Source organism: Leucobacter faecis (genome assembly GCF_054456695.2).
This window is the reverse complement of record NZ_JBTJER020000007.1, coordinates 78626-104253: the sequence shown is the minus strand read 5'-3', so window position 1 is coordinate 104253 and position 25628 is coordinate 78626. Positions and strand designations below refer to the sequence as shown.

Here is a 25628-nt window from a genome sequence, read left to right as displayed (position 1 = left end):
CGCATGGCTAACCTGTACTACGCCGAGCAGCTCGCCCGGGCCGACTTCGCGCCCGGCGAGCTGATTACGGTGATCGGCGACGAAGCGCACCACGCAGTGCGGGTGAGTAGGCTGCGTGTCGGCGAACGCATTCTGGTCGGTGACGGCCAGGGCACGCTCGGTGAGGGCACCGTCGAAACGGCCGACCGCGAGCGCTTCACCGTGCGTCTCGACTCCGTGAGCCTGCCCGGCGAAACTCCCGGCGCCCAGGCCACCGAGCTCGTGCTGGTGCAGGCCCTCGCCAAGGGCGACCGCGACGAGCGCGCGGTCGAACAGGCCACCGAATTTGGCGTCGACGCCATCGTGCCTTGGCAGGCCGAACGCTCGGTCTCGCGCTGGAGCGGCAGCGGAGACAAAGCTGAAAAGGGCCGCGATAAGTGGCAGCGCGTCGCGCGTGAGGCCGCCAAACAGTCACTGCGCCCCCGGATCCCCGGGGTACGGCCGCTCGCCACCCTCGGCGAGCTGTGTGAGCTCGCCGCGCGCGCAGACAGCGCCGTCGTAGCGCTGCACCCGCGCGGCAACAACCCGCTGAGCGGGTGGGCCGCGCAGCTTGCTGCGCGAACAGCCGCGACCGCGGGCGACGGGATCCGGCATATTTATCTCGTCGTGGGGCCCGAAGGGGGTTTTTCTGACGGCGAGCTCGATCGCCTTGAGGCGGCGGGCGCGCAGGTCGCGGTGCTCGGTGAGACGGTGCTGCGCACGTCGTCAGCGGGACCCGCCGCGCTCGCGGTGCTGAACCTCGCGTTGGCACGCTGGTAGCCGGGCCCTAAACAGCTGCCCTAAACTAGAGTCATGGCTGAAGAAACCGTGTTCGGTAAGATCGTGTCGGGCGAGATTCCCGTGAAGATTCTCGCAGAGACGGAGCGCGTGATCGCGTTTCCAGACATCGCCCCGCAGGCACCCGTGCACATTCTGGTGATTCCCAAAACCACCGCGTACAAGAACGTCACCGAGCTTGCCGCGGCCGAGCCCGAGACGCTCGCCGAGATGGTTCAGGTGGCGCAACAGCTCGCCACCGAACACGCCAGCGGCGAGTATCGACTCATTTTTAACACGGGCGCTGGCGCTGGCCAGACAGTATTTCACGTGCACGCCCACCTGCTCGCAGGCAACCTTGAGGAGCGTACGCTCGTTGGATCCTGATATGCGGGCGACCACGCCCGAAGCGCCCGCGCTGCAGCGCACAGTGCTGCTCGAGGGCGTCGACCTGGGGTCACTCCTCGGGCATCGCGACCGGCTCGTGGGTGACCTCGAACGCAACCACCCCGGCGTCGATTTTCACGTACGCGACCAGGTGCTCACGATGCGCGGTCCGGTCGCGCTCGTGCGTGCGGCCGAACAGGCCGTCGGCGAGATCTTGAAGCTTGCCAAAGCGAGCGGCGCGGTCTCGGCGAACGACGTCTCCGAAATTACCCGCATGGTGCGCGACGGCAACGGCCCGACCGCGGCCCAGCTCTTGAGCGAGCCGATCGTGACCGTACGCGGGCACGCGGTACGCCCGCAAACGCGGGGGCAACGGGCGTATGTCGACGCGATTGCAGACAACACGATCGTGTTTGGCCTGGGGCCCGCCGGTACGGGCAAGACGTACCTCGCGATGGCGAAGGCCGTGCAGGCGCTGCAGCGCCGCGAGGTGGCAAAGATTATTCTCACGCGGCCAGCGGTCGAAGCAGGCGAACGGCTGGGATACCTGCCCGGATCCCTCGAAGACAAGATTGACCCATACTTGCGGCCGCTATTTGACGCGATCGGTTCGCTCATGGACGTCGATGTCGTGCCCAAGCTGCTCGCGAGCGGCACGATCGAGGTAGCCCCGCTCGCCTACATGCGCGGCCGCACCCTCAACGAGGCCTTCGTGGTGCTCGATGAGGCACAAAACACGACGCCCGAGCAGATGAAAATGTTTCTCACTCGCTTGGGCTACGGCTCGAAGATGGTGGTCACGGGCGACCTCACACAGGTAGATCTGCCTGTCGCTTCGAGTGGATTGCGGGTCGTGAGCCAGATTCTCGACGGCGTCGAAGACGTTCATTTTGCGCACCTGGGCGCCGACGACATTGTGCGGCACAGCCTCGTGGGGCGCATCGTCGACGCATACACCGCCTACGACGAACGCCGGGCAGCACTCAAATCTGTGCATGCAAACACGCAGCAGCAAACACACACCACACCACAGGGAGGGTCGCGATGACCGTCGAGATCAACAACGAGTCGGGCGCGCAGATTGAAGAGGCACGCATGCTGCGCCTCGCGGCCTTTGTGCTCGAGTCACTGCACGTACACCCAGACACCGAACTCGGCGTGATGCTCGTCGCCGAGGACGCGATGGAGCAGCTGCACGTGCAGTGGATGAACGAGCCGGGCACGACCGATGTGCTCAGCTTTCCCATGGACGAGCTGCGTCCCGGCCGCGTTGACGCCATGACCCCGGCCGGCCTCCTCGGTGACGTAGTGATCTGCCCGCAGGTGGCCGAAGTGCAGGCGCAGGCGGCAGGCCATGATCTCGCCCAAGAAATCTCGGTGCTGCTCACCCACGGCATGCTGCACCTGCTCGGTTTCGACCACGCAACGCCCGACGAAGAAACTGAAATGTTTGGGCTGCAGCGCGATCTGCTGCTCTCGTTCGCAATGCGCGAGCGGTCGCGATGAATCTAGCCCTCATCGTTCTGCTGCTGGGCGCCGCACTCGTGCTGCTGAGCCTCGGCGGCACGCTCGCCGCGGCAGACGCCGCGCTCGGCGTGCGCTCGCGTGCAGAGCTCATGGCGCTCGCAGACGAATCGCCGCGCACCGGCCGCGCGATTCGCGCGATCGCGGCAGACGAGGGGAGCCACCTCGATGCGCTCGGATTTGCGCGCGTGTTCGCCGAGACCGTATCGGCCGTGCTCATCACCCTCGTGCTCGCATACTCACTTGAAGAGTTGTGGCTCGAGCTCGTGCTCGCCACACTCGTGATGACGGCCACGACGTTCGTGCTCGTGGGATCGAGCCCCCGCACAGTCGGTACGCACCACCCTGACGCCGTAATTCGCTTCGCCGCGCCCGCGGTGCGCGCGGTACGCGTGCTGCTCGGCCCGATCGCCACGGGTCTCATGCGCTTTGGCGACCGGGTCACCCCGGGTCGCGCCGCGGGGCGGGCCCGGATCAGGGATGAACAACAGCTCTTATCGATGGTTGACCAGGCGGCAGAGCAGGCCCTGCTTGAAGACGATGACCGTGAGTACATTCACTCGCTCGTCGAATTTGGGGGCACCCTCGTGCGCGAGGTGATGGTGCCCCGCATCGACATGGTGACGTTGCCGGCCGACCTGCCGGTGCGTGAGTCGCTCGAGCAGATGCTGGCATCACGTCACTCGCGTATTCCCGTCATCGCCGACGACGTCGACGACATCGTGGGTGTGGTCTATCTGCGCGACGTGAGTGGTTTCGTGCTGCGCCGCCCAGACGAAGCAGAGACCAAGCCGGTGACGCGCATCGCGAAGCCAGCGATCTTTGTGCCAGAGCTACAGAGGGCCGATAGCCTGCTGCGGCAGATGCAGCGCGAAGCCAACCACCTCGCGATCGTCGTCGACGAATACGGCGGAGTGTCTGGTCTCGTCACGCTCGAAGACCTCATCGAAGAGCTGCTGGGCGAGATAAACGACGAGCACGATCGCGAACAGGCCGAGGTGCAGCCCCAAGCCGACGGCTCGTTTCTGGTGAGCGCCCGCCTGGGGGTTGACGAATTGGGCGAGCTGTTTAGTATCGAGCTCGAAGATGACGAGGTGGACACCGTGGGTGGACTCGTCGCGAAGGGGCTCGGTAGGCTGCCCGACGAGGGCGACACCGTCACCGTGTCGGGTATTGAACTTGAAGCGGTGAGCGTTATGCGCAAACTGCAGCGCCTCACAACCGTGCGGGCGAGCTGGGTGGGAGAACCCGAGGAGAAGGACACAGAATGACCGAACATATCGAACAGGCCGCACAGGCCGAAGACCAACCCACACGAGCGGGATTTGTATCGTTTGTGGGCCGACCCAACGTCGGCAAATCGACACTTACGAACGCTCTCGTGGGCGAAAAGATCGCGATCACGAGCCCCAAACCGCAGACGACGAGGCGCGCGATTCGTGGCATCGCGCACCGTGAGAACGGTCAACTTATCATCGTCGATACCCCCGGTATCCACCGCCCGCGCACCCTGCTTGGCGAGCGCCTGAACGCGCTTGTTGAAGACACGCTTGGCGATGTCGACGTGATCGGGTTCTGCGTGCCCGCGAACGAGAAGCTCGGCCCGGGCGACCGGTTCATTAACGACCGGCTCGACGACTTTCCGCGCGCCAAGAAGGTGGCCGTCTTGACGAAGGTTGACGAGGCTTCGAAGTCTGAGATCATCGACCAGCTCACGCGCCTCGGTGAGCTGCGCGAGTGGGACGCCGTCGTGCCAATCTCGTCGGTGACGCGCGAACAGCTCGACGTGCTCTCTGACGTGCTGCTCGACCTGATGCCCGAGTCACCGCTGCTGTATGAGAGTGACCGCACAACAGACGAGAGCGAAGACGACCGCATCGCCGAACTAATTCGTGAGGCGACGCTGCAGAGCGCGCGCGAAGAGCTGCCGCACTCGCTGGCAGCGACGGTCGACGACCGCGAGGAACGCGAAGACGGGCTGCTCGAGATCTACGCATCGATCTACGTCGAGCGCGACAGCCAGAAAGGTATCGTGATTGGCAAGGGCGGTTCACAGTTGCGCGCCTCCGGCGAGCGCGCCCGTAAGGGCATCGAAGAGCTGCTGGGGCGCCGCGTTTACCTGTCGCTGCGCGTTAAGGTTCTGAAAGAGTGGCAGCGCGACCCCAAGGCCTTGGGTAAGCTCGGTTTCTAACGGAGCCCAAAGATGGGTTGCCAGACAGGGGGAACCAACATGTTCGCGCTAGAAACCATCACAGATTCGACATCACTGGCTGCTTTGAACGGCACGACCACCGTGATCGCACTGATCTGGTACGTGATTATTGTGATCGCGCTGTGGCGGGTGTTCTCGAAGGCGGGGTACCCCGGCATTCTCGCCATCATTCCAATTGTCAACGTCTTCTTCTTGGTGAAGATTGCGGGCTATTCGGCCTGGATGACCCTTTTGCTGTTCGTCCCCATCGTGAACTTCATTTTCGCGATCTTTGTGGCGCTGCGCACCGGTGAACGCTTTGGCAAGGGAGGGGTGTTCTCGATCTTCTTGCTCTGGCTGTTCTCGGCCATCGGGTACCTGATTCTCGGGTTCGGTAGCGCCACCTACAGCCCGCGCAGGCGCTAACGCCCGCCCGAGAACCCGCCACCGCCGCCACCGCCGGCGAACCCGCCGCCAGATGAACCTCCCGAGCTGCTCGAGGTGTAGCTCACCGCAGACGTAAACGACGAAGTGAACGACGAGATCGTACTTTCGATCCCGACGATCCCCGCCGCACTATGGCCGAGGGCAGAGCCAACGACCCACAACGGCACATACCCCGTCGTCTCTTCGTAGCGCACCTCGAGCACTCGACCCCATCGCTTCTGCAGCCCAAACAGCATGGCGTAGGGCAGCAGCCGCTCGTACAGGTGCACAACTGCGACACCGTCGACGTCACGCCGCTCGGCGCCCGCGTATGACTGCAGCACCTCGAGCCGGTCGGCCTCTGCCACCCGAATGAACTCGCGCACACCCAGCAGATGTTCGCGGGCCTCGGCGCCCGCGCGCGTGTGCAGCCAGCGGGGTACCGTGCCCAACACACTGCCGGCGAGCGCGCACCCGCCCACCGCGATCGCAATCAGCGGCCACGGTGTTTCGCGTGTGACAAGTGCGGTAAACCCGAGCGCTATCGCGGCGGCCGAGAACACGATTCCCACGATGCCGATGACGCGGCCAGCGGGGGAGTACGCCTGCTCGAAATACCCGCGCGACCGTGCCTCACTGATGCCCGTCCCTTTGAGTTTCTCCATCGCACGCGCAAACTTCACGTCGCTGCGCGGCACTTCGCGAGCGGCCCCGGGGGTGACGCTCGCGAACACGCGCGCAAGCGTGCGCTGGTCAAGCGGGTCTACCGCACGTGAGGGGTCAACAATACGCAGGGTCGGCCGCGGCTCTTTGCCGAAGATACCCGGGCGGGCTTCGCCCGCTTCGATCCGAAGAGCGCCCCTAACCGCCAGGTGCACGAACTCCGCGGGCACCGGATGCGGCGAGGCTCCCACGATGCTTGCGGCTACGAGCGGTGGCAGCGCCTCAGGTACCTCGTACTGCGCGACGATCGTGCCGCGCATGGTGCGACGTTTACGGCGCAGCTGCGCTGCGAACGCAAACGATGTTCCGCCGATCACGAGTGCCGTGCCCGCCAGTACGAGCGGCAACGTGTCGAGCACCGGATCGGGGAGCCGCGTGGCAGGCTGCACGACCGCACCCGGCGCGAGGCCGATCGCCACCGTCACACCCTCGTAGGGCGCGAGCTGTCCCGCTTCGACACTCCAAGAAGTCCTTCCGGCCTGAGCTTCAACCGCGGTTTCAGGCTCAGGCTCGGTGCCGAGTTCGATCATGCACTCTGTGCCCGTGCCAGCGGCGCCTGCATAGCAGCGGGCATCGCCGGTGAGCTCCTGGGCGAGCTGCTCATCGAACGAGATGTGCGCCGTAAAGCTCGCGACGGGTTGCGCATGTTCGAAGTCCATCAGATCCCAGTAGAACTCGTCTGCGGCCCCGTCATCGCGGGCGAGCACCACGTCGCTCAACGTGTACGAGATCACGTATGTCGTTACACCGTGTACGAAATCGTCGCCTCCCGTGAGAACCGCCGTGAAGCCGTCGTCGCTTTCGAGCTCGAAGGGCACCGCACGCCCCGCTTCGTCGGTGACGCTGAAGTCGCGCGGGTCGAGACTTGCGCCTTGATATCGCTCGGGTACGCCGCGCACAATGCCACGGTTCTGGTCGTGGTCAGGGAACACGGCGGTGATCGTTTCGGTGACGTGCGCGACCGCTCTCCCCGCCTCATCAACACCCACCTCATACTCGACGGCCCAGCTGTCGTACCGGTAATCCTGCACGTCGGCGTGCGCGCCTGCCCCAGCAAACGAGAGCAGAATGAGCGCGATGAAGAGCGCCACGGCGGTGCAAAGGGTGCCCCTGAAGGCACGGCGGGCAGGGTGGAAGGAGGAAGCGCGCATGCCTTCTAGGCTAGCGAGGCGACTCGATCCGGATCTCGCTACACGCGCGCAAACCGCGCTTGGAGCTGTGATAGATTGAGCACATGCTGTTCGGCTCGCTCCTCCTTAGCTGCCGCGACGAGGCCTAATTCATCGGCCTTCCTCGTCGCGGTGTTCGTGTTTGGCTGAAGCCCTAGCTAGATGAGAAAGACGAGTCAATGAAGAACACTCAGCAGCCCTCTGGAATGCCGATTCACCGGTACCGCCCCTTCCACGAAATCATCAACGTGGAGCTGCCTGACCGCACGTGGCCCACGAAGCGCATCACCGAAGCGCCGCGCTGGTGCGCGGTCGACCTGCGCGACGGCAACCAGGCGCTCATCGATCCGATGAGCCCCGAGCGCAAGCGCATCATGTTCGATCTGCTCGTGAAGATGGGCTACAAAGAGATCGAGGTCGGGTTTCCGTCTGCCAGCCAGACCGACTTTGACTTTGTGCGCCAGCTAATCGAAGAAGATGCGATCCCGGGCGATGTCACGATTCAGGTACTGACCCAGGCACGCGAGCACCTGATCAAGCGCACCTACGAGTCGCTGATCGGTGCGAAGCAGGCGATCGTGCACCTGTACAACTCGACGAGCATTCTGCAGCGCGACGTCGTGTTTCAAAAGGACCGCGAGGGCATTAAGCAGATGGCCGTCGACGGCGCAAACATGTGCCGATCGTTTGAGCACATCTGCGAGGGCACCGAGGTGTTCTACGAATACTCACCCGAGTCGTACACGGGCACCGAGCTCGAGTATGCGCTCGAGGTGTCAAACGCTGTGCTCGAGGTGTTCGAGCCGACGCCCGAGCGCAAGGTGATCATAAACCTCCCGGCGACCGTCGAAATGGCGACCCCCAACGTGTACGCCGACTCGATCGAGTGGATGAGCCGGCACCTGAACCACCGCGAGAACGTGATCCTGTCGCTGCACCCGCACAATGACCGCGGCACCGCCGTGGCCGCCGCTGAGCTCGGGTATCTCGCCGGCGCAGACCGCATCGAGGGTTGCCTCTTCGGGAACGGTGAGCGCACGGGTAACGTCGACCTTGTCGCGCTCGGCATCAACATGTTTACGCAGGGCATCGACCCGCAGATCGACTTCTCGCGCCTCGACGAGGTGCGCCGCACCGCTGAGTATTGCAACCAGCTGCGCGTGCCCGAGCGTAGTCCGTGGGCGGGCGACCTCGTATACACCGCGTTCTCGGGCTCGCACCAAGACGCGATCAAAAAGGGTTTCGAGCGCATGGCGCAAGACGCTGAGGCTGCCGGGGTCTCGATCGACGACATCGAGTGGGCCGTGCCCTACCTGCCGGTCGATCCGAAGGACCTGGGGCGTTCGTACGAGGCCGTGATTCGCGTGAACTCGCAATCGGGTAAGGGTGGTGTCGCGTACCTGCTGAAGACCGATCACGCTCTCGACCTGCCGCGCAGGCTGCAGATCGAGTTCAGCGCGGTCGTGCAGAATGTGACCGATTCTGAGGGTGGCGAAGTCTCGAGCGAGTCGATCTGGAGCATCTTCCAAGACGAGTATCTGCCCGTCGCGCTGGCAGACGGCGACGCTGCGGGCGAGCAGTGGGGCCAGTACGAACTGTTTCGCACGCAGACGACGAGCGCGGGCGACGGCGTCACCGAGCTCTCGGCCGACTACCGCGACGGCTCTGAACGCAAGCAGCTCACCGCTCGCGGCAATGGCCCCGTTGACGCGTTTATTAACGCCCTCAACGATGACGGCCACGCGGTCACGCTGTTTGACTACGTCGAGCACGCCATGAGCTCGGGTGGCGACGCCGTCGCCGCCGCCTATGTCGACCTCGAGGTTGACGGCCAGCGCCTGTGGGGCGTCGGTATCGACGCCGACACGAGCCGCGCGACGCTCAAGGCTATTGTGAGCTCGGTGAACCGCGCTGTGCGCAACGCCTCGGCCAAGGAGCCCGTCGCCGCCACGGCGTAGCGACTCTTGCACCGGCATGACGCCGCGCCGTGCGTTCGGATTTTTGTTCGAACACGCGGCGCGGCGTCGCTGCATATGTCGGGGATGCAACATAGGGTAGGCGTGTGATTGCATCGTTGTCTGGGCCCGTACTGTCGTCGGGCGCCGGTTGGGCCGTGGTTGGTGTGGGCGGTATTGGCATGCGCGTTGAGCTGCCCAGTGGGCGCGTGTCGCAGGCCACAGTGGGGGAGCCGCTCACCGTGCACACCTCGCTCGTGGTGCGCGAGGACTCGCTCACACTCTTCGGTTTTCACACTCAAGATGAGCTCGAAGTGTTTGGCCACCTCATTGGCGTCACCGGTGTCGGCCCGCGCAGCGCACTCGGTGTGATCTCTGCCCTCACGCCAGCCGAGATCTCACGCGCGGTCGCCGCAGAGGACGAGAAGGTGTTTCGTAAGGTCTCGGGCATCGGCCCCAAAACCTCAAAGCTCATCGTGATCTCACTTGCCGGCAAACTCGAAGGCCTCGCCCTCGAGGGTGAGGCTGCGGCGGCCGTCGATGATGCCACCGCACACGTCGCGGCGGTGCAGGAGGGCCTCATGGGGCTCGGCTGGAATGAGAACGCGGCCAAGGCGGCTGTCGAAGACGCCGTCGCGGCGGGCGCCCCCAGTGACAGTGCCGGCCTACTTCGCGCGGCCCTCGCCCTGCTTCAGGCCGCTAAGGGCGGCACGCGATGACGGGCGAACTGTCGGCACAGGCTACGCCCTCAGAGCAGGGTTATGAGGGCGCGCTGCGCCCTGCGACGCTGTCTGAGTTTGTGGGCCAGGCGAAGGTGCGCAAGCAGCTGGGCCTGCTGCTCAATGCCGCTTCCATGCGCAATCACACGCCGGATCACATCTTGCTTGCGGGCCCGCCCGGGCTCGGGAAGACCACGCTGTCAATGATCGTCGCCGCCGAGGTCGATAAGCCGCTGCACCAAACTTCTGGGCCCGCTATTCAGCACGCTGGAGATCTCGCGGCCGTGCTCTCTGCGCTCACCCCCGGGGAGGTGCTGTTCATTGACGAGATACACCGCATGGCCCGCAGTGCCGAGGAGATGCTCTACCTCGCGATGGAGGACTTCAAGGTCGACATCATGGTGGGCAAAGGCGCGGGCGCGACCTCAGTGCCGCTCGAGCTGTCGCCGTTCACTCTTGTGGGGGCGACAACCCGCGCGGGACTTCTGCCGAACCCACTGCGCGATCGGTTTGGTTTCACAGCTCACCTCGAGTTCTACTCAGACGACGAGCTCACGAGCGTGGTGACACGGGCGTCACGCCTGCTTGGCTTTGAGGTGTCTGAGGTGGGGCTTGAAGAGATTGCCAGGCGCTCACGCGGTACACCGCGTATTGCGAACAGGCTGCTGCGCCGCGTGCGCGACTACAGCCTCGTACACGACCTGCCGGGCGACACCGCCGCGGTGCAAGCGGCGCTTGCGCTCTATGACGTTGACGCGCACGGCCTCGATCGCCTCGACCGTGAAGTGCTCAAAGCCGTCGTTGAACGGTTCGAGGGAGGCCCGGTGGGCCTCTCGACCCTCGCGGTGTCTGTTGGAGAAGAAGCCGAGACCATCGAAGCGGTGGTAGAGCCGTTTCTCGTGCGCGCTGGATTGCTCACGCGCACACCGCGAGGCAGGGTAGCAACGAGGCTCGGATTCGAGCACGTCTTGGGTCACGCAGCTTAACGCGGGGTGGCTGCGGCGAGCTGCCAGCTAAATCACGATAGGCTGGGGAAATCTGTGCCCCGCGTGCGTGCACGCTCACTGGAAGGACCTCCCTTGGACCCGATTACCCTCATGATGTTCGCGCTCATCGCAGTGATGATCTTCTTCATGTTCCGCAACAGCAAGAAGCGTCAGCGTACGATGCAGGAGCTGCAGAACAACATGCGCCCGGGAGCCGAGGTGATGCTCCAGTCGGGTATCTACGGCACGCTCGAGGACATTGACGAAGAGACCAACCGCGCCACGATTCGCAGCGGTACCACGACGCTCGTGGTGCACCGCAACGCGATCTCACAGGTCGTTACCCCCGTTGAAGGGGCCGACGCCCAGGCCGAGACCGGCAGCCTCGCCCCCGACGATGACCCTGCATTTGGCGAGCACATTGCCGACACTAAGTCTGATGCCGATCAGAGCGCCGACGCTGGCGACGACTCGAACGAGAAGCCCGGCGACGAGCCCGGCGAAGAGACAAACCCCAAGGCGTAAGCCTCGGGGCGATCTCGGCATCCCCTCATTCCCTCATAGAAAGCAGTCACTGTGGCGTCGTCTCCCGCTGTGCGCAGGGCCCGTAAGTCCCTGATTTTCCTCCTTGTCCTTATAGTCGGTCTCGCCGGTCTCATCACCTACGGTGTGTTTCGCAGCGACGCGACATGGACACCTAAACTCGCCCTCGACCTGCAGGGCGGCACCCAGATTCTGCTTGCCGCAGAACAAACCGATGGCAAGGCCATTGCGGGTGAGCAGTTGCAGCAGGCCGTTTCGATCATTCGTCAGCGTGTTGACGCTGCTGGTGTCTCTGAAGCAGAGATCACCACGCAGGGCAGCCAGCACATCTCGGTTTCAATTCCCGGCAAGGCCGACGAGGCGACGCTGCAGCGCATTGAAGCGTCGGCGAAGCTCGACTTCCGCCCCGTGCTCGCGGTGGGTGTTGGTATCGACCTGACGAGCCTCGGGCAGTCGGGCGAAGACGCCGAAGGTGAAGACGCTGAAGCTGCGGCCGCTGAGAAGGCGGCGCAGGAGAAGGCCGCAGAGGGCCCCCTCGATCCGAGCCCGCTGCCGAAGGAGGCCGGTGACCTCGCGTGGGTGACCCCGGCCCTCCAAGCCAAGTTCGATACGTTCACCTGTGCGTCTGACGAAGCACTCGATGCGCGTGACTCGAAGGCGGACCGCCCGCTCATCACGTGTGATGACACTGGCACAGCGAAGTACCTGCTCGGCCCTGTTGAACTGAACGGTGCAGTCATCACCGACGCGACCGCGCAGATGGGTACCACCTCGACGGGCGCAACGACCGGTGAGTGGGTCGTGCAGATCACCATGAACAAGAAGGGCGCCGACAAGTTCGGCAAGATTAGCACGCGCCTGTTCGGTGCTCCCGAACCGCAGAACCAGTTCGCGTTCGTGCTTGACGGCAGCGTGCTTTCAGCCCCGATGATGCAGGGCCAGATTCTCGACGGCCGCCCTTCAATCAGCGGCTCGTTTACCCAGGACTCAGCTCAGGCACTCGCTGATCAGCTGAAGTTCGGTGCGCTGCCGATGGACTTCACCGTGCAGAGCCAGGAAGACATTTCGGCGACGCTCGGCACGAACCAGCTGTGGGCCGGCCTGCTGGCTGGTCTTATCGGTCTGGGCCTCGTGGTGATCTACTCGATCTTCCAGTACCGCGCGCTCGGCTCGCTGACGATCGCCTCGCTCGCGGTGGCCGGTGTGCTCACCTACCTGCTGCTCACGTTCTTCTCGTGGCGCGAGGGGTACCGACTCTCGCTCGCGGGCGTCGCCGGTATTATCGTGGCCGTCGGCTTCACGGCCGACTCGTTTATCGTCTACTTCGAACGTATTCGAGACGCGCTGCGCGATGGCTTCTCGATTGAGAACGCGGTTGAAAACGGATGGAAGAAGGCGTTCCGTACCGTTCTTGCTTCTGACGGTGTGAACTTCTTGGCGGCAGCCATCTTGTTCGTGCTCGCCGTGGGTAGTGTGAAGGGCTTCGCGTTTACGCTCGGCCTCACCACCCTCGTCGACATCATTGTTGTCGCGCTCTTCACACACCCGATGATGACGCTTCTTGCGCGCACCAAGTTCTACCAGTCGGGGCACAAATTCTCGGGCCTCGACCCGCAGGGCTTGGGTGCCGTCTACCGCGGCCGCGCCGCCTTCCGTGAGCCCGCCGCCGCGGGCAAGAAGAAGAACCAGAAGAGCGCCCGCGAAGCAGAACGCCGGCAGACCATCGCGGAGCGCAAGGCCGCCGCTGGAAAGGAGAGCTAACCATGGCTCGTTCATTCGCACAGTTTGGCAACGCGCTCTACACCGGTGAGAAGTCAATCAACTTCATCGGTAAGCGCCGCGTCTGGTACGTCGTCTCGACCGTGCTCATCGTGCTGTCACTCGTGGGCGTGCTCGCCCGCGGTGGCTTCGCCTTCGGCATCGAGTTCACAGGCGGCAGTCAGTTCCAGGTACACCTCACCGAGGGTCAAGATCGGGATCCGGCGCTCGCTCAGAAGGCCGTAGAAAAGGTACTGCCGCAGAGCGCACCGCGTGTGAGCCAGGTGGGCCCCACAGACCTGCGCGTGCAGACGGAGGCGCTCAGCGAAGCCGATAACCGCGCGGTTACCGATGCGCTCGCAAAGCAGTACGACATTCAGCCCGACGAGGTCACGTACTCGTTCATTGGGCCGGCCTGGGGTCAAGACATCACCAAGCAGGCGGTCATCGCTCTGTTCGTGTTCTTGATTTTTGCGGCGCTCGTGATGGCGCTGTACTTCCGCACCTGGAAGATGTCGCTCGCCGCGATCATCGCACTGCTACACGACCTCGTGATCACTGCAGGCATCTACGGAGCCTCTGGTTTCGAGATTACCCCCGCCGCGATGATCGGGTTCCTCACGATTCTGGGCTACTCCCTCTATGACACCGTGGTGGTGTTCGACAAGATTCGCGAAAACACGACGAGCGACGCACTCAGTGAGCGCCAGACGTTTGGTGAGGCCGTGAACCTCGGCGTCAACCAGACCCTGGTGCGTTCGATCAACACCTCGGTGGTCGCGCTCTTGCCCGTCGGATCGATTCTCTTCATCGGTGCGTTTGTGTTGGGAGCGGGGACGCTGCGCGACATCTCGCTCGCACTGTTCATCGGTATCCTCGTGGGCGCTTACTCGACGATCTTCATTGCATCGCCTGTGTACGCGCACCTGCGCGAAAGCGAGCCGAGTGTGAAGCGTCACGATGAGAAGGCGTTGAAGCTGCGGGCGCAGGAGCAGGAGGCCGAAGAACCGGCCACCAGCGCGTCGTAGCCCGACAGTTCGCCCGAATTGCCGGGCGTGGTGTAGCGTTCAATCATCGCAAGGAGGTCTCAAGTGGTTTCAGACGTATCGCATGGCGGCACAGCCGCGCTGCGTCGACTTGTGCCCCGGATTTTTTCACGCGGCACCGCGCCCGGCGCGGTAGATCAACTCGTGCGCACTGTGCGCACGAACTATCCGCGCTCAGACCTGAGTGTTATCGAGCGCGCATATACGGTGGCGGAGCGCGCTCACCGCGGCCAGAAGCGGCGCAGCGGTGAGCCCTACATCACGCACCCGATCGCGGTCGCCCAGATTCTCGCAGAACTGGGCGTCGCACCGGTCGCCATAGCGGCCGCCCTGCTCCACGACACGGTAGAAGACACCGATTACACCCTCGACCAACTCACAGAAGAGTTTGGCGAAGAGATCGCGATGCTCGTCGACGGCGTCACGAAGCTCGACAAGGTGAAGTACGGCGACTCGGCCCAGGCTGAGACCGTGCGTAAGATGGTCGTCGCAATGTCAAAAGACATTCGCGTGCTCGTCATTAAACTCTCTGACCGACTGCACAATGCCCGCACCTGGGGATTCGTGCCGAGCGACTCGGCGAAACGCAAAGCGCAAGAGACGATCGAAATTTTCGCGCCGCTCGCGCACAGGTTGGGCATTCAATCCATCAAGTCAGAGCTCGAAGATCTCTCGTTCGCGGTGCTCAAGCCCAAGCTGTACGCCGAGATCGAAAACCTGGTCACTCAGCGCAACCCCGAACGCGAGAAAATCGTGGGCGAGGTGATCGCATCGATCGAAACAGATCTGCGCGACAGCAAGATCCGGGGCGAGGTTACGGGCCGCCCGAAAGAGCTGTATTCGATCTATCAGAAGATGATCGTGCGCGGTCGCGACTTCGACGACATCTATGACCTCGTGGGTATTCGCGTGCTCGTGAACTCAATTCGCGACTGCTATGGCGTGCTCGGTGCCGTGCACGCCCGCTGGACCCCCATTCCGGGCCGGTTCAAGGACTACATCGCGACCCCCAAATTTAACCTGTATCAGTCACTCCACACGACCGTGATCGGGCCAGATGGTCGCGCGGTCGAGATACAGATTCGTACCGTCGAGATGCACCAGCGCGCCGAGTACGGTGTTGCAGCGCACTGGAAATACAAGCAACGGCAGCAGGGCGCGCCCGGGCCAAGCTCCAATGACATGGCGTGGCTCGCGCACATTTCAGACTGGCAGGCAGAAACCGAAGACCCGAGCGAATTTCTCGATGCGCTGCGCTACGAAATCGGCGCGAAAGAGGTATACGTTTTCACCCCCAAGGGCCGAGTGATCGGGCTGCCCGCGGGCGGCACGACAGTCGACTTCGCCTACGCTGTGCACACTGAAGTGGGGCACCGCACGATGGGTGCGCGGGTGAACGGCAGGCTGGTGCCGCTCGAGACGCCGCTGCAAAACGGCGATGTCGTTGAGGTGTTCACCTCGAAGGATCAGGCTGCTGGCCCGAACCAGAGCTGGCTCACGTTCGTCAAGAGCAAGCGGGCGCAGAACAAGATCCGGCAGTGGTTTACCAAGGAGCGCCGTGACGAGGCCGTCGAGGCCGGCAAGATGGACATCGCCAAGGCACTGCGTAAGCAGGGCCTGCCGCTGCACCGAGTGATGAATTCTGAGTCGCTGCAGCAGGTGGCGTTGCAATTGCGCTACGCCGACGTGGCCGCGTTGTACGCGGCAGTGGGCGAGGGGCATGTCTCGGCCCAGTCTGTCGTGGAGAAGGTGACCGCGCTTGTGCTCGACGAGCAGACCTCGTCGGAGCCAGCGCTCGCGGCGCTGCCCATCATTGAGGCACCCCGCGTGTCGAAGGCCGCCGACTCCAGCGGCGTGGTGGTGAAGGGTGCGAGTGACGTACTCGCAAAGCTCGCCAAGTGCTGCACTCCCGTGCCGGGCGACGAGATTCGTGGGTTCGTGACCAAGGGGCAGGGCGTCTCGGTGCACCGCGTCGACTGCCACAATTTCAAGAACCTCGAAGCGCAGCCTGATCGGGTCGTTGACGTCGAGTGGGCGCCCACCGCGAAGAGCGTGTTCCTCGTGCAAATACAGGTTGAGGCGCTCGATCGCTCGGGGCTGCTGTCGGACGTCACGCGTACATTGTCAGAGCACCACGTCAATATCCTCTCGGCGTCTGTCAATACCTCAACGTCTCGACTTGCGATCAGCAAGTTTGTGTTCGAAATGGCCAACGCTACCCACCTCGACCACGTGCTCAACGCGGTGCGCCGCATTGAGGGCGTATACGACGTCTACCGCATCACGAGCTGAGCTCGGCCACTCGCCTGAGCGCTCGCACCCGATTACGTCCGGGGCCGGCCTGGATCGCGCGTTCCCAGCTCTCACGCGATATGCCCTCTCGCAGCACGAGCAGTCTGGTTGCAGCGCGCAGCGGGGCGCCGAATTCGGCTGGGATCCGCACGAGGTCACAGGCGGTGCGCAGTGGACTGGGCAGCAGCAGATTGCTGCAGTGCACCAGGTCGTGGGCCGGGTACCTGTACTCGTGCACCTGAAACAGCGGCTGATGTTTCAGCTTGGGGCGAGCGCCCGCGCGTAGCGCACACACGATGGGGGAGCCCGTGCTGCGCGCTGAGCCCCACACCCAGGCTGCTGCGAGCAGCACGGGCATTAACTGCCCGCCGATCACGCGCAGTAGCGCCTCGGCCCGCGCTTCGCGGGTCTCGGGCCATGCGGCTAGGCGCACCCCCGGCCCGCAGCGCACGAGGGTGCCGCGCGCGAGCTCGGCAGACACCACCGCGGGCGCCCAAGAGTCGATGCACACGCGCTCCGCGGGGCCGCTCATGTTGGCCTGCGCGGGCTCCGTCGTCGCCGCGTCCGCCGGCGGCAGCGGACCCGAGAGCGAGGGGACGTGTGACATACCAGCAATCATGCGTCATCACAACGCTCCGCGCTACCCGCCGCCGCCAACGCTGTGGATAACTCGAACAGCGGGCATAGAACAGCCGCGCTGCGGAAACTTCCCACAGCGCGGCTGTTCTATCGCTGGGCTGACGCCAAGCTGCTTCGAATTGTTAGCCCTCGATCGCGGCGAGCCATGACTGCTGCGTGGCGAGTGCCTCTTCGGCGGCGGCCTTGGCCTTCGCGTCACCCGCCGCGGTCGCCTCAGCGATCTCAGCGGTGAGCTCGGCAATCGACGCCTCAAGCTGCCCGCGCAGACCCTCGCTGCGCGCCTGCGTCTCAGGGTTCGTCTTACGCCAGTGCTCGTCCTCGAGGCCCTTCACGTGGTCCTCGATCTTGCGCAGGCGGCCTTCAATGTCGCGCAGTGACTCGCGGGGCACACGACCCACTTCGTCCCAGCGCAGCTGGATCGCAGTGAGCTGCTTGCGCGCCGCGCCATGATCCTGCACTTCGAGAATGGGGGTCGCCTCGGCAAGAATCTCTTCCTTCGCGGCGAGGTTCGCGGTGTACTCCTCGTTGGTCACCGCAACCTCAGCGGCCTTCGCGGCGTAGAGCACATCGCCTGCGGCCTTAAAGCGCGCCCACAGCTGGTCGTCGAGCTTGCGGCTCGCGCGCCCGGCAACCTTCCAGTCATCGAGCAGCGCGCGGTATGAAGGGATCCCTTCGATACCGCGAGGCGCGAGTGCCTCGGCAGCGGCGATGATGCGCTCCTTGCGCTGCTTTACGTCCTTGTTATTGGCGTCAAGCTGAGCAAAGTGAGCGCGGCGTGCCGCGTCGAATGAGTGGCGGGCCGCACGAAACCGCTTCCAGAGCGCATCTGCCTGTGACTTAGGAATCTGCGGCCCGCTGCGCTGGGCGGCCTGCCAGTCGGTGAAGAGCTGCTCGAATGCCTGGCTCGTGTCCTTCCACCGAATCGAGGTCTCAGGCTGAGCGGCGAGCGCCTCGGCCTCGACCACAATTGCTTCGCGCTTCGCGGCGGCGGCCTGCTTCGCGGCCTCGCGTTCGGCGTGTTGCGCCTCGGTGAGGGCAGCAGTCTTCTCGGTGAGGGCGGCGACGCGCGCGCGCAGCCCCTCGATATCGCCCACCGCAGCGGGCTCGACGAGGTGCTCTTGCAGCTTCGAGACAGTATCGGCGGCCGAGGCGTCGGCGACACCGCGGGCGATGCGCGCTTCGAGCAGGGTCACCTGCCCTTCAAGATCGGCGTACTTGCGCTCGAAGTACGCGAGTGCCTCCTCGGCGGTGCCATCGGGGAAAGAGCCGACGGCGCGTTCGCCCTCGCCCTCGCGCACGTAAACCGTGCGGTCCTCATCGACGCGTCCCCAGGGCTTTGGGCCTGTAGCTTCAGTCACGGTTTTGCTCACCTGTCATGTGGAAGGGGCGGTCGGCTTGCCGACCGTACGGATAGACCACTCCACTATGCCACAGCTTGAGCGTTAAGTAGCATGGCAGAGTGACATCCCAGACACCCGCCGCGCATACTGCGCCGCTCGCAGTGCGCATGCGACCCCAATCTCTCGACGAGGTCGTGGGGCAGCAGCACCTCCTCTCTGCCGGGTCACCGCTGCGCACGCTCGCTCAAGATGGCGGCAGCGGAGTCGTGTCGGTGATTTTGTGGGGCCCACCCGGAACGGGCAAGACGACCCTCGCGCAAGCCATCGCGCACACGAGCGGCCGCAGATTTGTTGAGCTCTCAGCGATCACCGCTGGCATTAAAGACGTGCGCGCGGTGATGGAGCGCGCGCTCAACGACCGCGACCTGTACGACATTCCCACGGTGCTCTTTCTCGACGAGATTCATCGCTTCACCAAGGCTCAGCAAGATGCGCTGTTGCCCGGTGTCGAGAACGGCTGGGTAACGCTCATTGCTGCAACGACCGAAAACCCCTCGTTCTCGGTGATCAGCCCGCTGCTGTCGCGCTCGCTGCTCCTCACGCTCCAACCGCTCGAGGAAACCGACTTGCGGGCGCTGCTCGAGCGCGCCATCACCGACCCGCGCGGCTTTGGCGCGACCCTCGACATCGACGATGAAGCGTACGACGCGCTCGTGCAGCTCGCCTCGGGCGACGCGCGCCGGGCCCTTACCGGGCTCGAGGCCGCGGCGTCCTCCGCGCTCGCGCTCGACCTGGGCGAGGACGAGCGCCCGCGTGTCACGGCCGAGCTCGTCTCGCGCGCGGTCAATCGAGCCCTTCTGCGCTACGACAAGAAAGGCGATCAGCACTACGACGTCATCAGCGCATTCATTAAATCGATGCGTGGCTCCGACCCCGACGCGGCAGTGCACTACCTCGCCCGCATGATTGAGGCGGGCGAAGATCCGCGCTTCATCGCCCGCCGGCTGATGGTGCACGCGGCTGAAGACGTAGGTATTGCAGATCCGCAGGCGCTCGTGGTGGCGGTCGCGGCCGCCGAAGCTACGCAATTGATCGGGCTACCCGAGGCGCGCATCCCGCTCGCGCAAGCGACGATCTACATCGCCACGGCTCCTAAATCGGGGGCCGTGATCTCTGCGATCGACGCGGCGATCTCAGATGTTCGGGCGGGCCGGATCGGTCTGGTTCCGAAGCACCTGCGCGACGGGCACTATCCGGGGGCCAAACGCATGGGCCACGGCCAGGGGTACAAGTTTCCGCACCACGACCCGCGCGGCGTGCTGGCCCAGCAGTACCTGCCAGACGAACTCGTGGGGCGCGAATATTATTCGCCGACCCAGCACGGGCACGAGCGGGAAGTGTCAGAGCGGCTGGAGAAGATCCGGCGCATTACCCGGGGCCAGTAGTCGCCGCGGCCACTAGGCTAGTGGGCATCTTGGATTGTGCTGCGCCCCGAGCGCGGTCGTGGTAGGGTAGTCGTTGGCCAACATCGCGATCATGCACGGCTGCGCATGACACGTACGATGGCAGGTGCCCCGTAGCCGGGTTTCTGCACTGGTCGTTCCCTCACCGAAAACGGTTCGCTACGTCGCGTGCATTAGAGCGGCGGCTTTAGTTTCGACTAGAGCTCGTCCAGTTGATGCGGGCGCAGCACAGCCGAGAGAACGCGTGGCTCATCAGAGTCACGAAATTGAAACCGAAAGGACACACGTGTCGACTACGTCGCGTACGCGTTCACAGACGCGCCTCTCCCGCTCGCTCGGGATTGCACTGACCCCCAAGGCCGCTCGTTACCTCGAGAAGCGCCCCTACGGCCCCGGCCAGCACGGCCGCACCAAGCGTAAGAGCGACAGCGACTACGCCGTTCGTCTGCGCGAGAAGCAGCGTCTCCGCGCCCAGTACGGCATCCGCGAGAAGCAGCTCACCATTGCGTTCAAGGAAGCCCGTCGCCAGGACGGCCTGACCGGTGAGAACCTGGTCGAGATCCTCGAGATGCGCCTTGACGCCCTCGTGCTGCGTGCAGGCTTCGCCCGCACCACCGCACAGGCGCGCCAGATGGTTGTGCACCGCCACATCCTCGTCGACGGCAAGATCGTTGACCGCCCCTCGTTCCGCGTAAAGCCCGGCCAGCTGATCCACGTGAAGCAGCGCTCAGAGGGCACCGAGCCCTTCCAGGTCGCCGCTGCCGGTGGCCACGCAGAGGTGCTTCCCCCCGTTCCCGGTTACCTCGAGGTTGAGCTCGACAAGCTGCAGGCACGTCTGCTGCGTCGTCCGAAGCGCGCCGAGGTTCCCGTGACCTGTGAAGTTCAGCTCGTGGTCGAGTACTACTCGGGCCGCTAAGCATTTCCCAAGACGAGGGGTGACGGAGAGATCCGGCACCCCTCGTTTTGCATATACGCCCCCAGATTGTATGCATCGGCACTCGCCATGCCCGCTAAGCTGGGGTGATGCTTTTGCGCGCGGCGTCGCCGCGCCGGTTCGTTGCAGGAAGGGAGAGCCATGCGCAAGCTGCTCTGGCTATTCAACGGCGTAGTGCTCGGCTTCATCGCCGCACACTTCGTTAATCAAACCCCTGAGGGACGCAGGTTCTTTGACCGCGTCGGCCGCGGGGTCGAAGAATTTGGGCGAGCGTTTTCAAACGGCTACCACGACGCCGAACAAGACGACGCCGAGTTTGAGGCCGCGCTGCGCGATCTCACGTCAAAGAACTAGCGCCCACGCGCTACGCCAGCATTTCACGCACACCCAGAAAGAACATGACACGGATGCAGACCGCCGAAATTCACCGCCGTTGGCTCGACTTCTTCGAAAAGCGAGGGCACACGGTCGTGCCGTCGGCGTCGCTCGTCAGCGACGACCCGAGCCTCATGTTCACCGTGGCCGGCATGGTGCCGTTTGTGCCGTACCTCTCGGGCATGGTGCCCGCACCGTACCCGCGCGCAACGAGCGTGCAAAAGTGCATTCGCACGAACGATATTGAAGAGGTCGGCAAGACCCCGCGCCACGGCACCTTCTTCCAGATGTGTGGCAACTTCTCGTTCGGCGATTACTTCAAAGAGGGTGCCATTAAGTTCGCTTGGGAGCTGTTGACGACGAGCGAGGCAGACGGCGGCCTCGGGTTCGACGCGAAAGACCTGTGGGTCACCGTGTACGAAGAAGACGAAGAAGCGATCGCGCTGTGGCGCGAGCACTCCACGCTGCCAGATGATCGCATTCAGCGCCTCGGCAAAGATACGAACTACTGGTCAACCGGGCAGCCCGGTCCTGCGGGTCCCTGCTCTGAGATTTTCTTCGACCTCGGCCCCGAGCACGGCATCGACGGCGGCCCCGCCACCGACGATGACCGCTACGTCGAGATCTGGAACCTCGTCTTTATGCAGTACCAGGTTGCCGATGTGAAGTCGAAAACCGACTTTACGATTCTGGGTGAACTGCCCAAGAAGAACATTGACACGGGCCTGGGCCTTGAGCGAGTTGCGTTCATCAAGCAGGGCGTGAACAACATGTACGAGATCGACCAAGTGCGCCCCGTACTTGATCGTGCGGCCGTGCTCGCCGGCAAGACGTACGGCGCAGATCACGGGGCAGATGTGCGCCTGCGCATCATCGCCGACCACGTGCGCAGCGGCCTGATGCTGATCGCCGACGGAGTCACCCCGTCGAACGAGGGTCGCGGCTACATCTTGCGCCGCCTGCTGCGTCGCGTAGTGCTGCAGATGCGGCTGCTCGGCGTGACAGGTGCGAGCTTCCCCGAGCTTTTCCCTGCTTCGCGCGACGCCATGAAGGGCGCATACCCCGCAGTCGAGGCGGACTTCGACTTCATCTCGCGTATCGCGTACGCCGAGGAGAAGACGTTCTTGCGCACGCTCGCCTCGGGCATTCAGATTCTCGATACCGCCGTCGCCGACGCGACCGCCCAGAAGGCTGCCGTCGCGGGGGACACCGCGTTCTTGCTGCACGACACCCACGGCTTCCCGATCGAGCTGACGCTCGAAATTGCGGGCGAAGCTGGCGTGAGCGTTGACGAGCAAGTGTTTGTGTCGCTGATGCAAGAGCAGCGCGACCGTGCAAAGGCCGACGCGAAAGCCAAGAAGGGGCAGCGCGCAGACCTATCGGTCTACAAGGAGCTGCGCAGCCTCGGTGAGACCGTGTTCACCGGCTACACCGAGCTCAACCACGAGAGCCGCGTGCTCGGCGTCGTGGTCGATGGGGTTCCCGCCCGCGAAGCACACGAGGGGCAGATCGCCGAGATCGTGCTCGCCGAGACGTCACTCTGGGCTGAGGCTGGCGGCCAGGACTCTGACCAGGGCCTCATTGTGGGCGATGGCTTCGAGGCCGAGGTGCTCGATGTGCAGAAGGCCGTGCCCGGCCTCGTTGTGCACACCGTGAAGGTAACCGTCGGCACGATTACCGTCGATGCGCGGGCTGAGACTCGAGTGGACGCAGAGTACCGCCGCGGGGCGACCCAGGCCCACTCGGCCACCCACCTCGTGCACGCGGCGCTGCGCGATGTGCTCGGCGACACGGCCCACCAGGCGGGCTCCTACAACAAGGCCGGTTACATGCGTCTCGACTTCTCGCACAGCGAGGCACTGTCGACCGCGACGAAGAGCGAGATCGAAGAGATCTCTAACCTCGCGATTCGTTCTAGCTATGACGTCGTGACGCGTGAAATGCCCATCGATGAGGCAAAGGCGATGGGCGCTATGGCGCTGTTTGGCGAGAAGTATGGCGATACGGTGCGCGTCGTCGATATCGGCGGCCCCTGGTCGCGCGAGCTGTGCGCGGGTACTCACGTGTCGAACTCGGCTGAGATTGGCCTCATTAGCCTCGTATCAGAATCGAGCGTCGGCTCCACCAACCGGCGTATCGAGTCGCTCGTCGGCATGGACGCGTTTCGTAACTTCGCCGCCGAGCGCGCGATTGTGCAGCAACTTACGAGCGGCCTCAAAGTACCGCGCGCCGAGCTCATCACGAAGGTGCAAGACCTGGGCGCCCAGCTGCGCCAGGCCGAAAAGAAGGTCGCGGCGCTTGAAGCTGAGAAGCTCGCCGCCCGCGTGCCCGAGCTGCTGGCTCAGGCAGAGACCGTCGCGGGCCACCGCACCGTGCTCGCGCACCTCGGCACCGTCGGATCCGCAGACGACCTGCGCGGCCTCGCGCTGCAGCTGCGCGAGCGCGTAGCGAGCGAAGACGGTGTGATCGTGCTCGCGGGCGCGATCTCGGGCGGCGACGGGCCGGCAAAGCCCGTACTCATCGCCGCGACGACACCGCTGGCACGCGAGAACGGCGTCAAAGCCGGTGAACTCGCAAAGCTCGGCTCCAAGGTGCTCGGCGGTGGTGGTGGCGGCAAGCCCGACCTCGCTCAGGGCGGCGGCACCGACACCGGCAAAATCGGTGACGCTCTCGCCGAGATTCGCCGGAGCCTGGGAGCCTAATGCGCGCGGGAGTACGCCTCGGCATCGATGTTGGCAAGGCCCGAGTGGGGGTCGCACGCTGCGACCCCCACGCCATGCTCGCGACGCCGGTCGAAACTGTGCCGCGCGATCTAGGCGGCGATGCAGACCTGATCCGGATCGAGCAGATCGCGACCGAGCTTGGCGCGATGGAGACAGTCGTGGGGCTGCCGCTTAACATGCGCGGTGAGCGCACCCTGTCGACCGATGACGCGGTTGAATTTGCCGAGCGGCTCGCGGTGCGGCTCGCACCCGCGGGCATCACCGTGCGGCTCGTCGATGAGCGACTGTCGACCGTCTCGGCGCAGGGCCAGCTGCGGCAGGCAGGCAAGAAAACGAAACAGAGCCGCGGCATCATTGACCAGGCTGCGGCGGTCGTCATTTTGCAGCACGCGCTCGATACTGAGCGTGCGCGGGGCACCGCGCCGGGCGAGGCCGTTGAGGTAATCGAAACTGGCGACGGAGCCGAAGCAGGTGACGCTGCCGTGGCAGCCGAAGCTGCACAACGCAGCGAAGGGACCCCCGCGTGAACGCACGTCATACAGAGGCCTCGGGCAGGCAAGGCAGGGCGGGCAGAGTCGTCAAGCGGCTTTTGATCACGCTGCTCGTGGCTGGGGTGCTGCTCGGTGGTCTGGCCGTGGCGGGCACCTACCTGTGGTCGCAGTACGGCCCCAGGATCTCGCTGGCCATGGGCTGGACCACGAACGACTACGAGGGCGACGGCACCGGTGAGACCGTGGTCGTCGTGACCGAGGGCGAGATCGGTGAAGACGTTGCTTTGGCGTTGGCTGAGGCCGATGTGGTGAAGACGAGCGAGGCGTTCTACGAACTGCTGCTCGAGCAAGAGCCAGCGGTCGAGTTTTTGCCCGGGTCGTACCGGGTCAAACTGCAGATGAGCGCGCAGGCGGCGCTTGATGCGCTGCAGGATCCCGAGAACAGGCTCGCTTTTACCGCGATGATCCCCGAGGGTAAGACGGTCGCTCAGACCCTCGAGATCGTGTCGGCGGGCGCAGACATTCCGCTCGAAGAGCTCCAGGAGGCCGCCAAAGATCCTGCGGCCTATGGCCTTCCTCAGGGCGTCGACTCGCTCGAAGGGTGGCTGTTCCCGGCGACCTACGAGTTCGAAGAGACGACGACGGGCCAAGAAGCAATCGCGCGCATGGTGGACCGCCAGCGCGAGGTGCTCGACGAGCTTGGCGTTGCAGAAGGCGACCGCGAGCGCGTGCTCACGATCGCCGCGATGGTGCAGCGCGAGGGCGGCCGCATCGAAGACTTCGGCAAGGTTGCTCGCGTGATCGACAATCGTCTCGCCGACGACATGCTGCTGCAGATGGATTCGACCGCGCAGTACGGCATGGGTCAGCACGAAGACGGTAGCGTGTGGTCGACTGACGAAGCGCTCACCGACGACAACCCCTGGAACACATACGTGCACAAGGGGCTGCCGAAGGGGCCGATTGCGAACCCGGGCGCCGATGCGATCGAGGCGACCCTGAACCCCACACCGGGGGACTGGCTGTACTTTGTTGCGATCAATCTGGACACGCGTGAGTCGCTGTTTAGTGCGACCCTCGAAGAGCACGATGCCGCTGTGGCACAGCTCAATGAGTGGTGTGTCGCAAACCCGGGCAAGGGCTGCTAAC

The 25628-nt window shown here is 64.3% G+C and carries 23 protein-coding genes; 20 read left to right on the top strand and 3 right to left on the bottom strand.

Annotated elements, in window-relative coordinates:
- Positions 1-3: 3 nt before the first annotated feature.
- From ACXR2W_RS09355 to ACXR2W_RS09325, 7 genes are read left to right on the top strand one after another with little or no spacing between them, the layout of a single operon-like run.
- Complete coding sequence (locus tag ACXR2W_RS09355) at positions 4-798, top strand: 16S rRNA (uracil(1498)-N(3))-methyltransferase (RefSeq protein ID WP_458812892.1); 795 nt, start codon at positions 4-6, stop codon at positions 796-798.
- 33 nt (positions 799-831) lie between these two features.
- Positions 832-1182: a histidine triad nucleotide-binding protein gene (locus ACXR2W_RS09350; RefSeq protein WP_458812890.1), complete on the top strand. Its 351-nt coding sequence runs from the start codon at positions 832-834 to the stop codon at positions 1180-1182.
- 1 nt (position 1183) lies between these two features.
- Complete coding sequence (locus ACXR2W_RS09345; protein ID WP_458812888.1) at positions 1184-2230, top strand: PhoH family protein; 1047 nt, start codon at positions 1184-1186, stop codon at positions 2228-2230.
- A complete protein-coding gene (gene ybeY / locus ACXR2W_RS09340) occupies positions 2227-2688 on the top strand; it encodes an rRNA maturation RNase YbeY (protein WP_458812886.1) in 462 nt (153 codons plus the stop codon). Before ACXR2W_RS09345 ends, ybeY begins: the two co-directional genes overlap by 4 nt.
- On the top strand, positions 2685-3977 hold the full coding sequence (locus ACXR2W_RS09335; protein ID WP_458812884.1) for a hemolysin family protein: 1293 nt from the start codon (positions 2685-2687) through the stop codon (positions 3975-3977). Before ybeY ends, ACXR2W_RS09335 begins: the two co-directional genes overlap by 4 nt.
- Entirely contained in the window at positions 3974-4897 is a 924-nt protein-coding gene (gene era / locus ACXR2W_RS09330) for a GTPase Era (RefSeq protein WP_458812882.1), read from the top strand. Before ACXR2W_RS09335 ends, era begins: the two co-directional genes overlap by 4 nt.
- Positions 4898-4936: 39 nt before the next feature.
- A complete protein-coding gene (locus ACXR2W_RS09325) occupies positions 4937-5323 on the top strand; it encodes a DUF5684 domain-containing protein (protein WP_458812880.1) in 387 nt (128 codons plus the stop codon).
- Here the strand turns inward: ACXR2W_RS09325 and ACXR2W_RS09320 are convergent.
- Positions 5320-7137, bottom strand: a complete 1818-nt coding sequence (locus tag ACXR2W_RS09320; RefSeq protein WP_458812878.1) for a DUF2207 domain-containing protein — start codon at positions 7135-7137, stop codon at positions 5320-5322. The genes ACXR2W_RS09325 and ACXR2W_RS09320 overlap by 4 nt on opposite strands.
- Before the next feature lie 257 nt (positions 7138-7394).
- Between ACXR2W_RS09320 and leuA the strand changes: the two genes are divergently transcribed.
- The 7 genes from leuA to ACXR2W_RS09285 all read left to right on the top strand — a co-directional run bounded on the left by leuA (position 7395) and on the right by ACXR2W_RS09285 (position 16514).
- Positions 7395-9173, top strand: a complete 1779-nt coding sequence (leuA, locus tag ACXR2W_RS09315) for a 2-isopropylmalate synthase (protein ID WP_458812876.1) — start codon at positions 7395-7397, stop codon at positions 9171-9173.
- A gap of 104 nt (positions 9174-9277) precedes the next feature.
- Positions 9278-9889: a Holliday junction branch migration protein RuvA gene (gene ruvA / locus ACXR2W_RS09310; protein ID WP_458812874.1), complete on the top strand. Its 612-nt coding sequence runs from the start codon at positions 9278-9280 to the stop codon at positions 9887-9889.
- On the top strand, positions 9886-10875 hold the full coding sequence (ruvB, locus tag ACXR2W_RS09305; protein WP_458812872.1) for a Holliday junction branch migration DNA helicase RuvB: 990 nt from the start codon (positions 9886-9888) through the stop codon (positions 10873-10875). The genes ruvA and ruvB overlap by 4 nt, the downstream gene beginning before the upstream one ends.
- A 93-nt stretch (positions 10876-10968) precedes the next feature.
- Positions 10969-11400, top strand: coding sequence for a preprotein translocase subunit YajC (yajC, locus tag ACXR2W_RS09300; protein WP_458812870.1), 432 nt, complete (start codon positions 10969-10971; stop codon positions 11398-11400).
- Positions 11401-11451: 51 nt separating this feature from the next.
- A complete protein-coding gene (secD, locus tag ACXR2W_RS09295; RefSeq protein ID WP_458812868.1) occupies positions 11452-13179 on the top strand; it encodes a protein translocase subunit SecD in 1728 nt (575 codons plus the stop codon).
- 2 nt (positions 13180-13181) lie between these two features.
- The gene (secF, locus tag ACXR2W_RS09290) at positions 13182-14204 is read left to right on the top strand and encodes a protein translocase subunit SecF (RefSeq protein WP_458812866.1); all 1023 of its coding nucleotides are present in this window, start codon (positions 13182-13184) and stop codon (positions 14202-14204) included.
- Positions 14205-14267: 63 nt separating this feature from the next.
- Positions 14268-16514, top strand: coding sequence for a RelA/SpoT family protein (locus ACXR2W_RS09285; protein ID WP_458812864.1), 2247 nt, complete (start codon positions 14268-14270; stop codon positions 16512-16514).
- On the opposite strand, the gene ACXR2W_RS09280 is transcribed toward ACXR2W_RS09285, so the two are convergent.
- Entirely contained in the window at positions 16504-17121 is a 618-nt protein-coding gene (locus tag ACXR2W_RS09280; RefSeq protein WP_458812862.1) for a hypothetical protein, read from the bottom strand. The genes ACXR2W_RS09285 and ACXR2W_RS09280 overlap by 11 nt on opposite strands.
- Positions 17122-17275: 154 nt before the next feature.
- The gene (locus tag ACXR2W_RS09275) at positions 17276-18511 is read right to left on the bottom strand and encodes a DUF349 domain-containing protein (protein ID WP_458812860.1); all 1236 of its coding nucleotides are present in this window, start codon (positions 18509-18511) and stop codon (positions 17276-17278) included.
- 149 nt (positions 18512-18660) lie between these two features.
- Between ACXR2W_RS09275 and ACXR2W_RS09270 the strand changes: the two genes are divergently transcribed.
- The 6 genes from ACXR2W_RS09270 (at position 18661) to mltG (ending at position 25627) form a co-directional block, all read left to right on the top strand.
- Positions 18661-19938 carry a replication-associated recombination protein A gene (locus tag ACXR2W_RS09270; protein WP_458812906.1) on the top strand — a complete coding sequence of 426 codons (1278 nt, stop codon included), beginning with the start codon at positions 18661-18663 and terminating at the stop codon, positions 19936-19938.
- A gap of 304 nt (positions 19939-20242) precedes the next feature.
- Positions 20243-20872, top strand: coding sequence for a 30S ribosomal protein S4 (rpsD, locus tag ACXR2W_RS09265; protein WP_458812858.1), 630 nt, complete (start codon positions 20243-20245; stop codon positions 20870-20872).
- A gap of 159 nt (positions 20873-21031) precedes the next feature.
- Positions 21032-21244, top strand: a complete 213-nt coding sequence (locus ACXR2W_RS09260) for a hypothetical protein (RefSeq protein ID WP_458812856.1) — start codon at positions 21032-21034, stop codon at positions 21242-21244.
- Positions 21245-21297: 53 nt separating this feature from the next.
- Positions 21298-23967, top strand: coding sequence for an alanine--tRNA ligase (alaS, locus tag ACXR2W_RS09255; RefSeq protein ID WP_458812904.1), 2670 nt, complete (start codon positions 21298-21300; stop codon positions 23965-23967).
- On the top strand, positions 23967-24515 hold the full coding sequence (gene ruvX, locus ACXR2W_RS09250) for a Holliday junction resolvase RuvX (protein ID WP_458812854.1): 549 nt from the start codon (positions 23967-23969) through the stop codon (positions 24513-24515). Before alaS ends, ruvX begins: the two co-directional genes overlap by 1 nt.
- On the top strand, positions 24512-25627 hold the full coding sequence (mltG, locus tag ACXR2W_RS09245) for an endolytic transglycosylase MltG (protein ID WP_458812852.1): 1116 nt from the start codon (positions 24512-24514) through the stop codon (positions 25625-25627). Before ruvX ends, mltG begins: the two co-directional genes overlap by 4 nt.
- The last annotated feature ends 1 nt before the right edge of the window (position 25628 follow it).

Bases quoted from the DNA above. Each gene is read 5' to 3' on its own strand.
- ACXR2W_RS09355 (WP_458812892.1), top strand. From the start codon at position 4: ATGGCTAACCTGTACTACGCCGAGCAGCTCGCCCGGGCCGACTTCGCG.
- ACXR2W_RS09350 (WP_458812890.1), top strand. From the start codon at position 832: ATGGCTGAAGAAACCGTGTTCGGTAAGATCGTGTCGGGCGAGATTCCC.
- ACXR2W_RS09345 (WP_458812888.1), top strand. From the start codon at position 1,184: ATGCGGGCGACCACGCCCGAAGCGCCCGCGCTGCAGCGCACAGTGCTG.
- ybeY (WP_458812886.1), top strand. From the start codon at position 2,227: ATGACCGTCGAGATCAACAACGAGTCGGGCGCGCAGATTGAAGAGGCA.
- ACXR2W_RS09335 (WP_458812884.1), top strand. From the start codon at position 2,685: ATGAATCTAGCCCTCATCGTTCTGCTGCTGGGCGCCGCACTCGTGCTG.
- era (WP_458812882.1), top strand. From the start codon at position 3,974: ATGACCGAACATATCGAACAGGCCGCACAGGCCGAAGACCAACCCACA.
- ACXR2W_RS09325 (WP_458812880.1), top strand. From the start codon at position 4,937: ATGTTCGCGCTAGAAACCATCACAGATTCGACATCACTGGCTGCTTTG.
- leuA (WP_458812876.1), top strand. From the start codon at position 7,395: ATGAAGAACACTCAGCAGCCCTCTGGAATGCCGATTCACCGGTACCGC.
- ruvB (WP_458812872.1), top strand. From the start codon at position 9,886: ATGACGGGCGAACTGTCGGCACAGGCTACGCCCTCAGAGCAGGGTTAT.
- secF (WP_458812866.1), top strand. From the start codon at position 13,182: ATGGCTCGTTCATTCGCACAGTTTGGCAACGCGCTCTACACCGGTGAG.
- ACXR2W_RS09280 (WP_458812862.1), bottom strand. From the start codon at position 17,121: ATGTCACACGTCCCCTCGCTCTCGGGTCCGCTGCCGCCGGCGGACGCG.
- ACXR2W_RS09270 (WP_458812906.1), top strand. From the start codon at position 18,661: ATGCGACCCCAATCTCTCGACGAGGTCGTGGGGCAGCAGCACCTCCTC.
- ACXR2W_RS09260 (WP_458812856.1), top strand. From the start codon at position 21,032: ATGCGCAAGCTGCTCTGGCTATTCAACGGCGTAGTGCTCGGCTTCATC.
- alaS (WP_458812904.1), top strand. From the start codon at position 21,298: ATGCAGACCGCCGAAATTCACCGCCGTTGGCTCGACTTCTTCGAAAAG.
- ruvX (WP_458812854.1), top strand. From the start codon at position 23,967: ATGCGCGCGGGAGTACGCCTCGGCATCGATGTTGGCAAGGCCCGAGTG.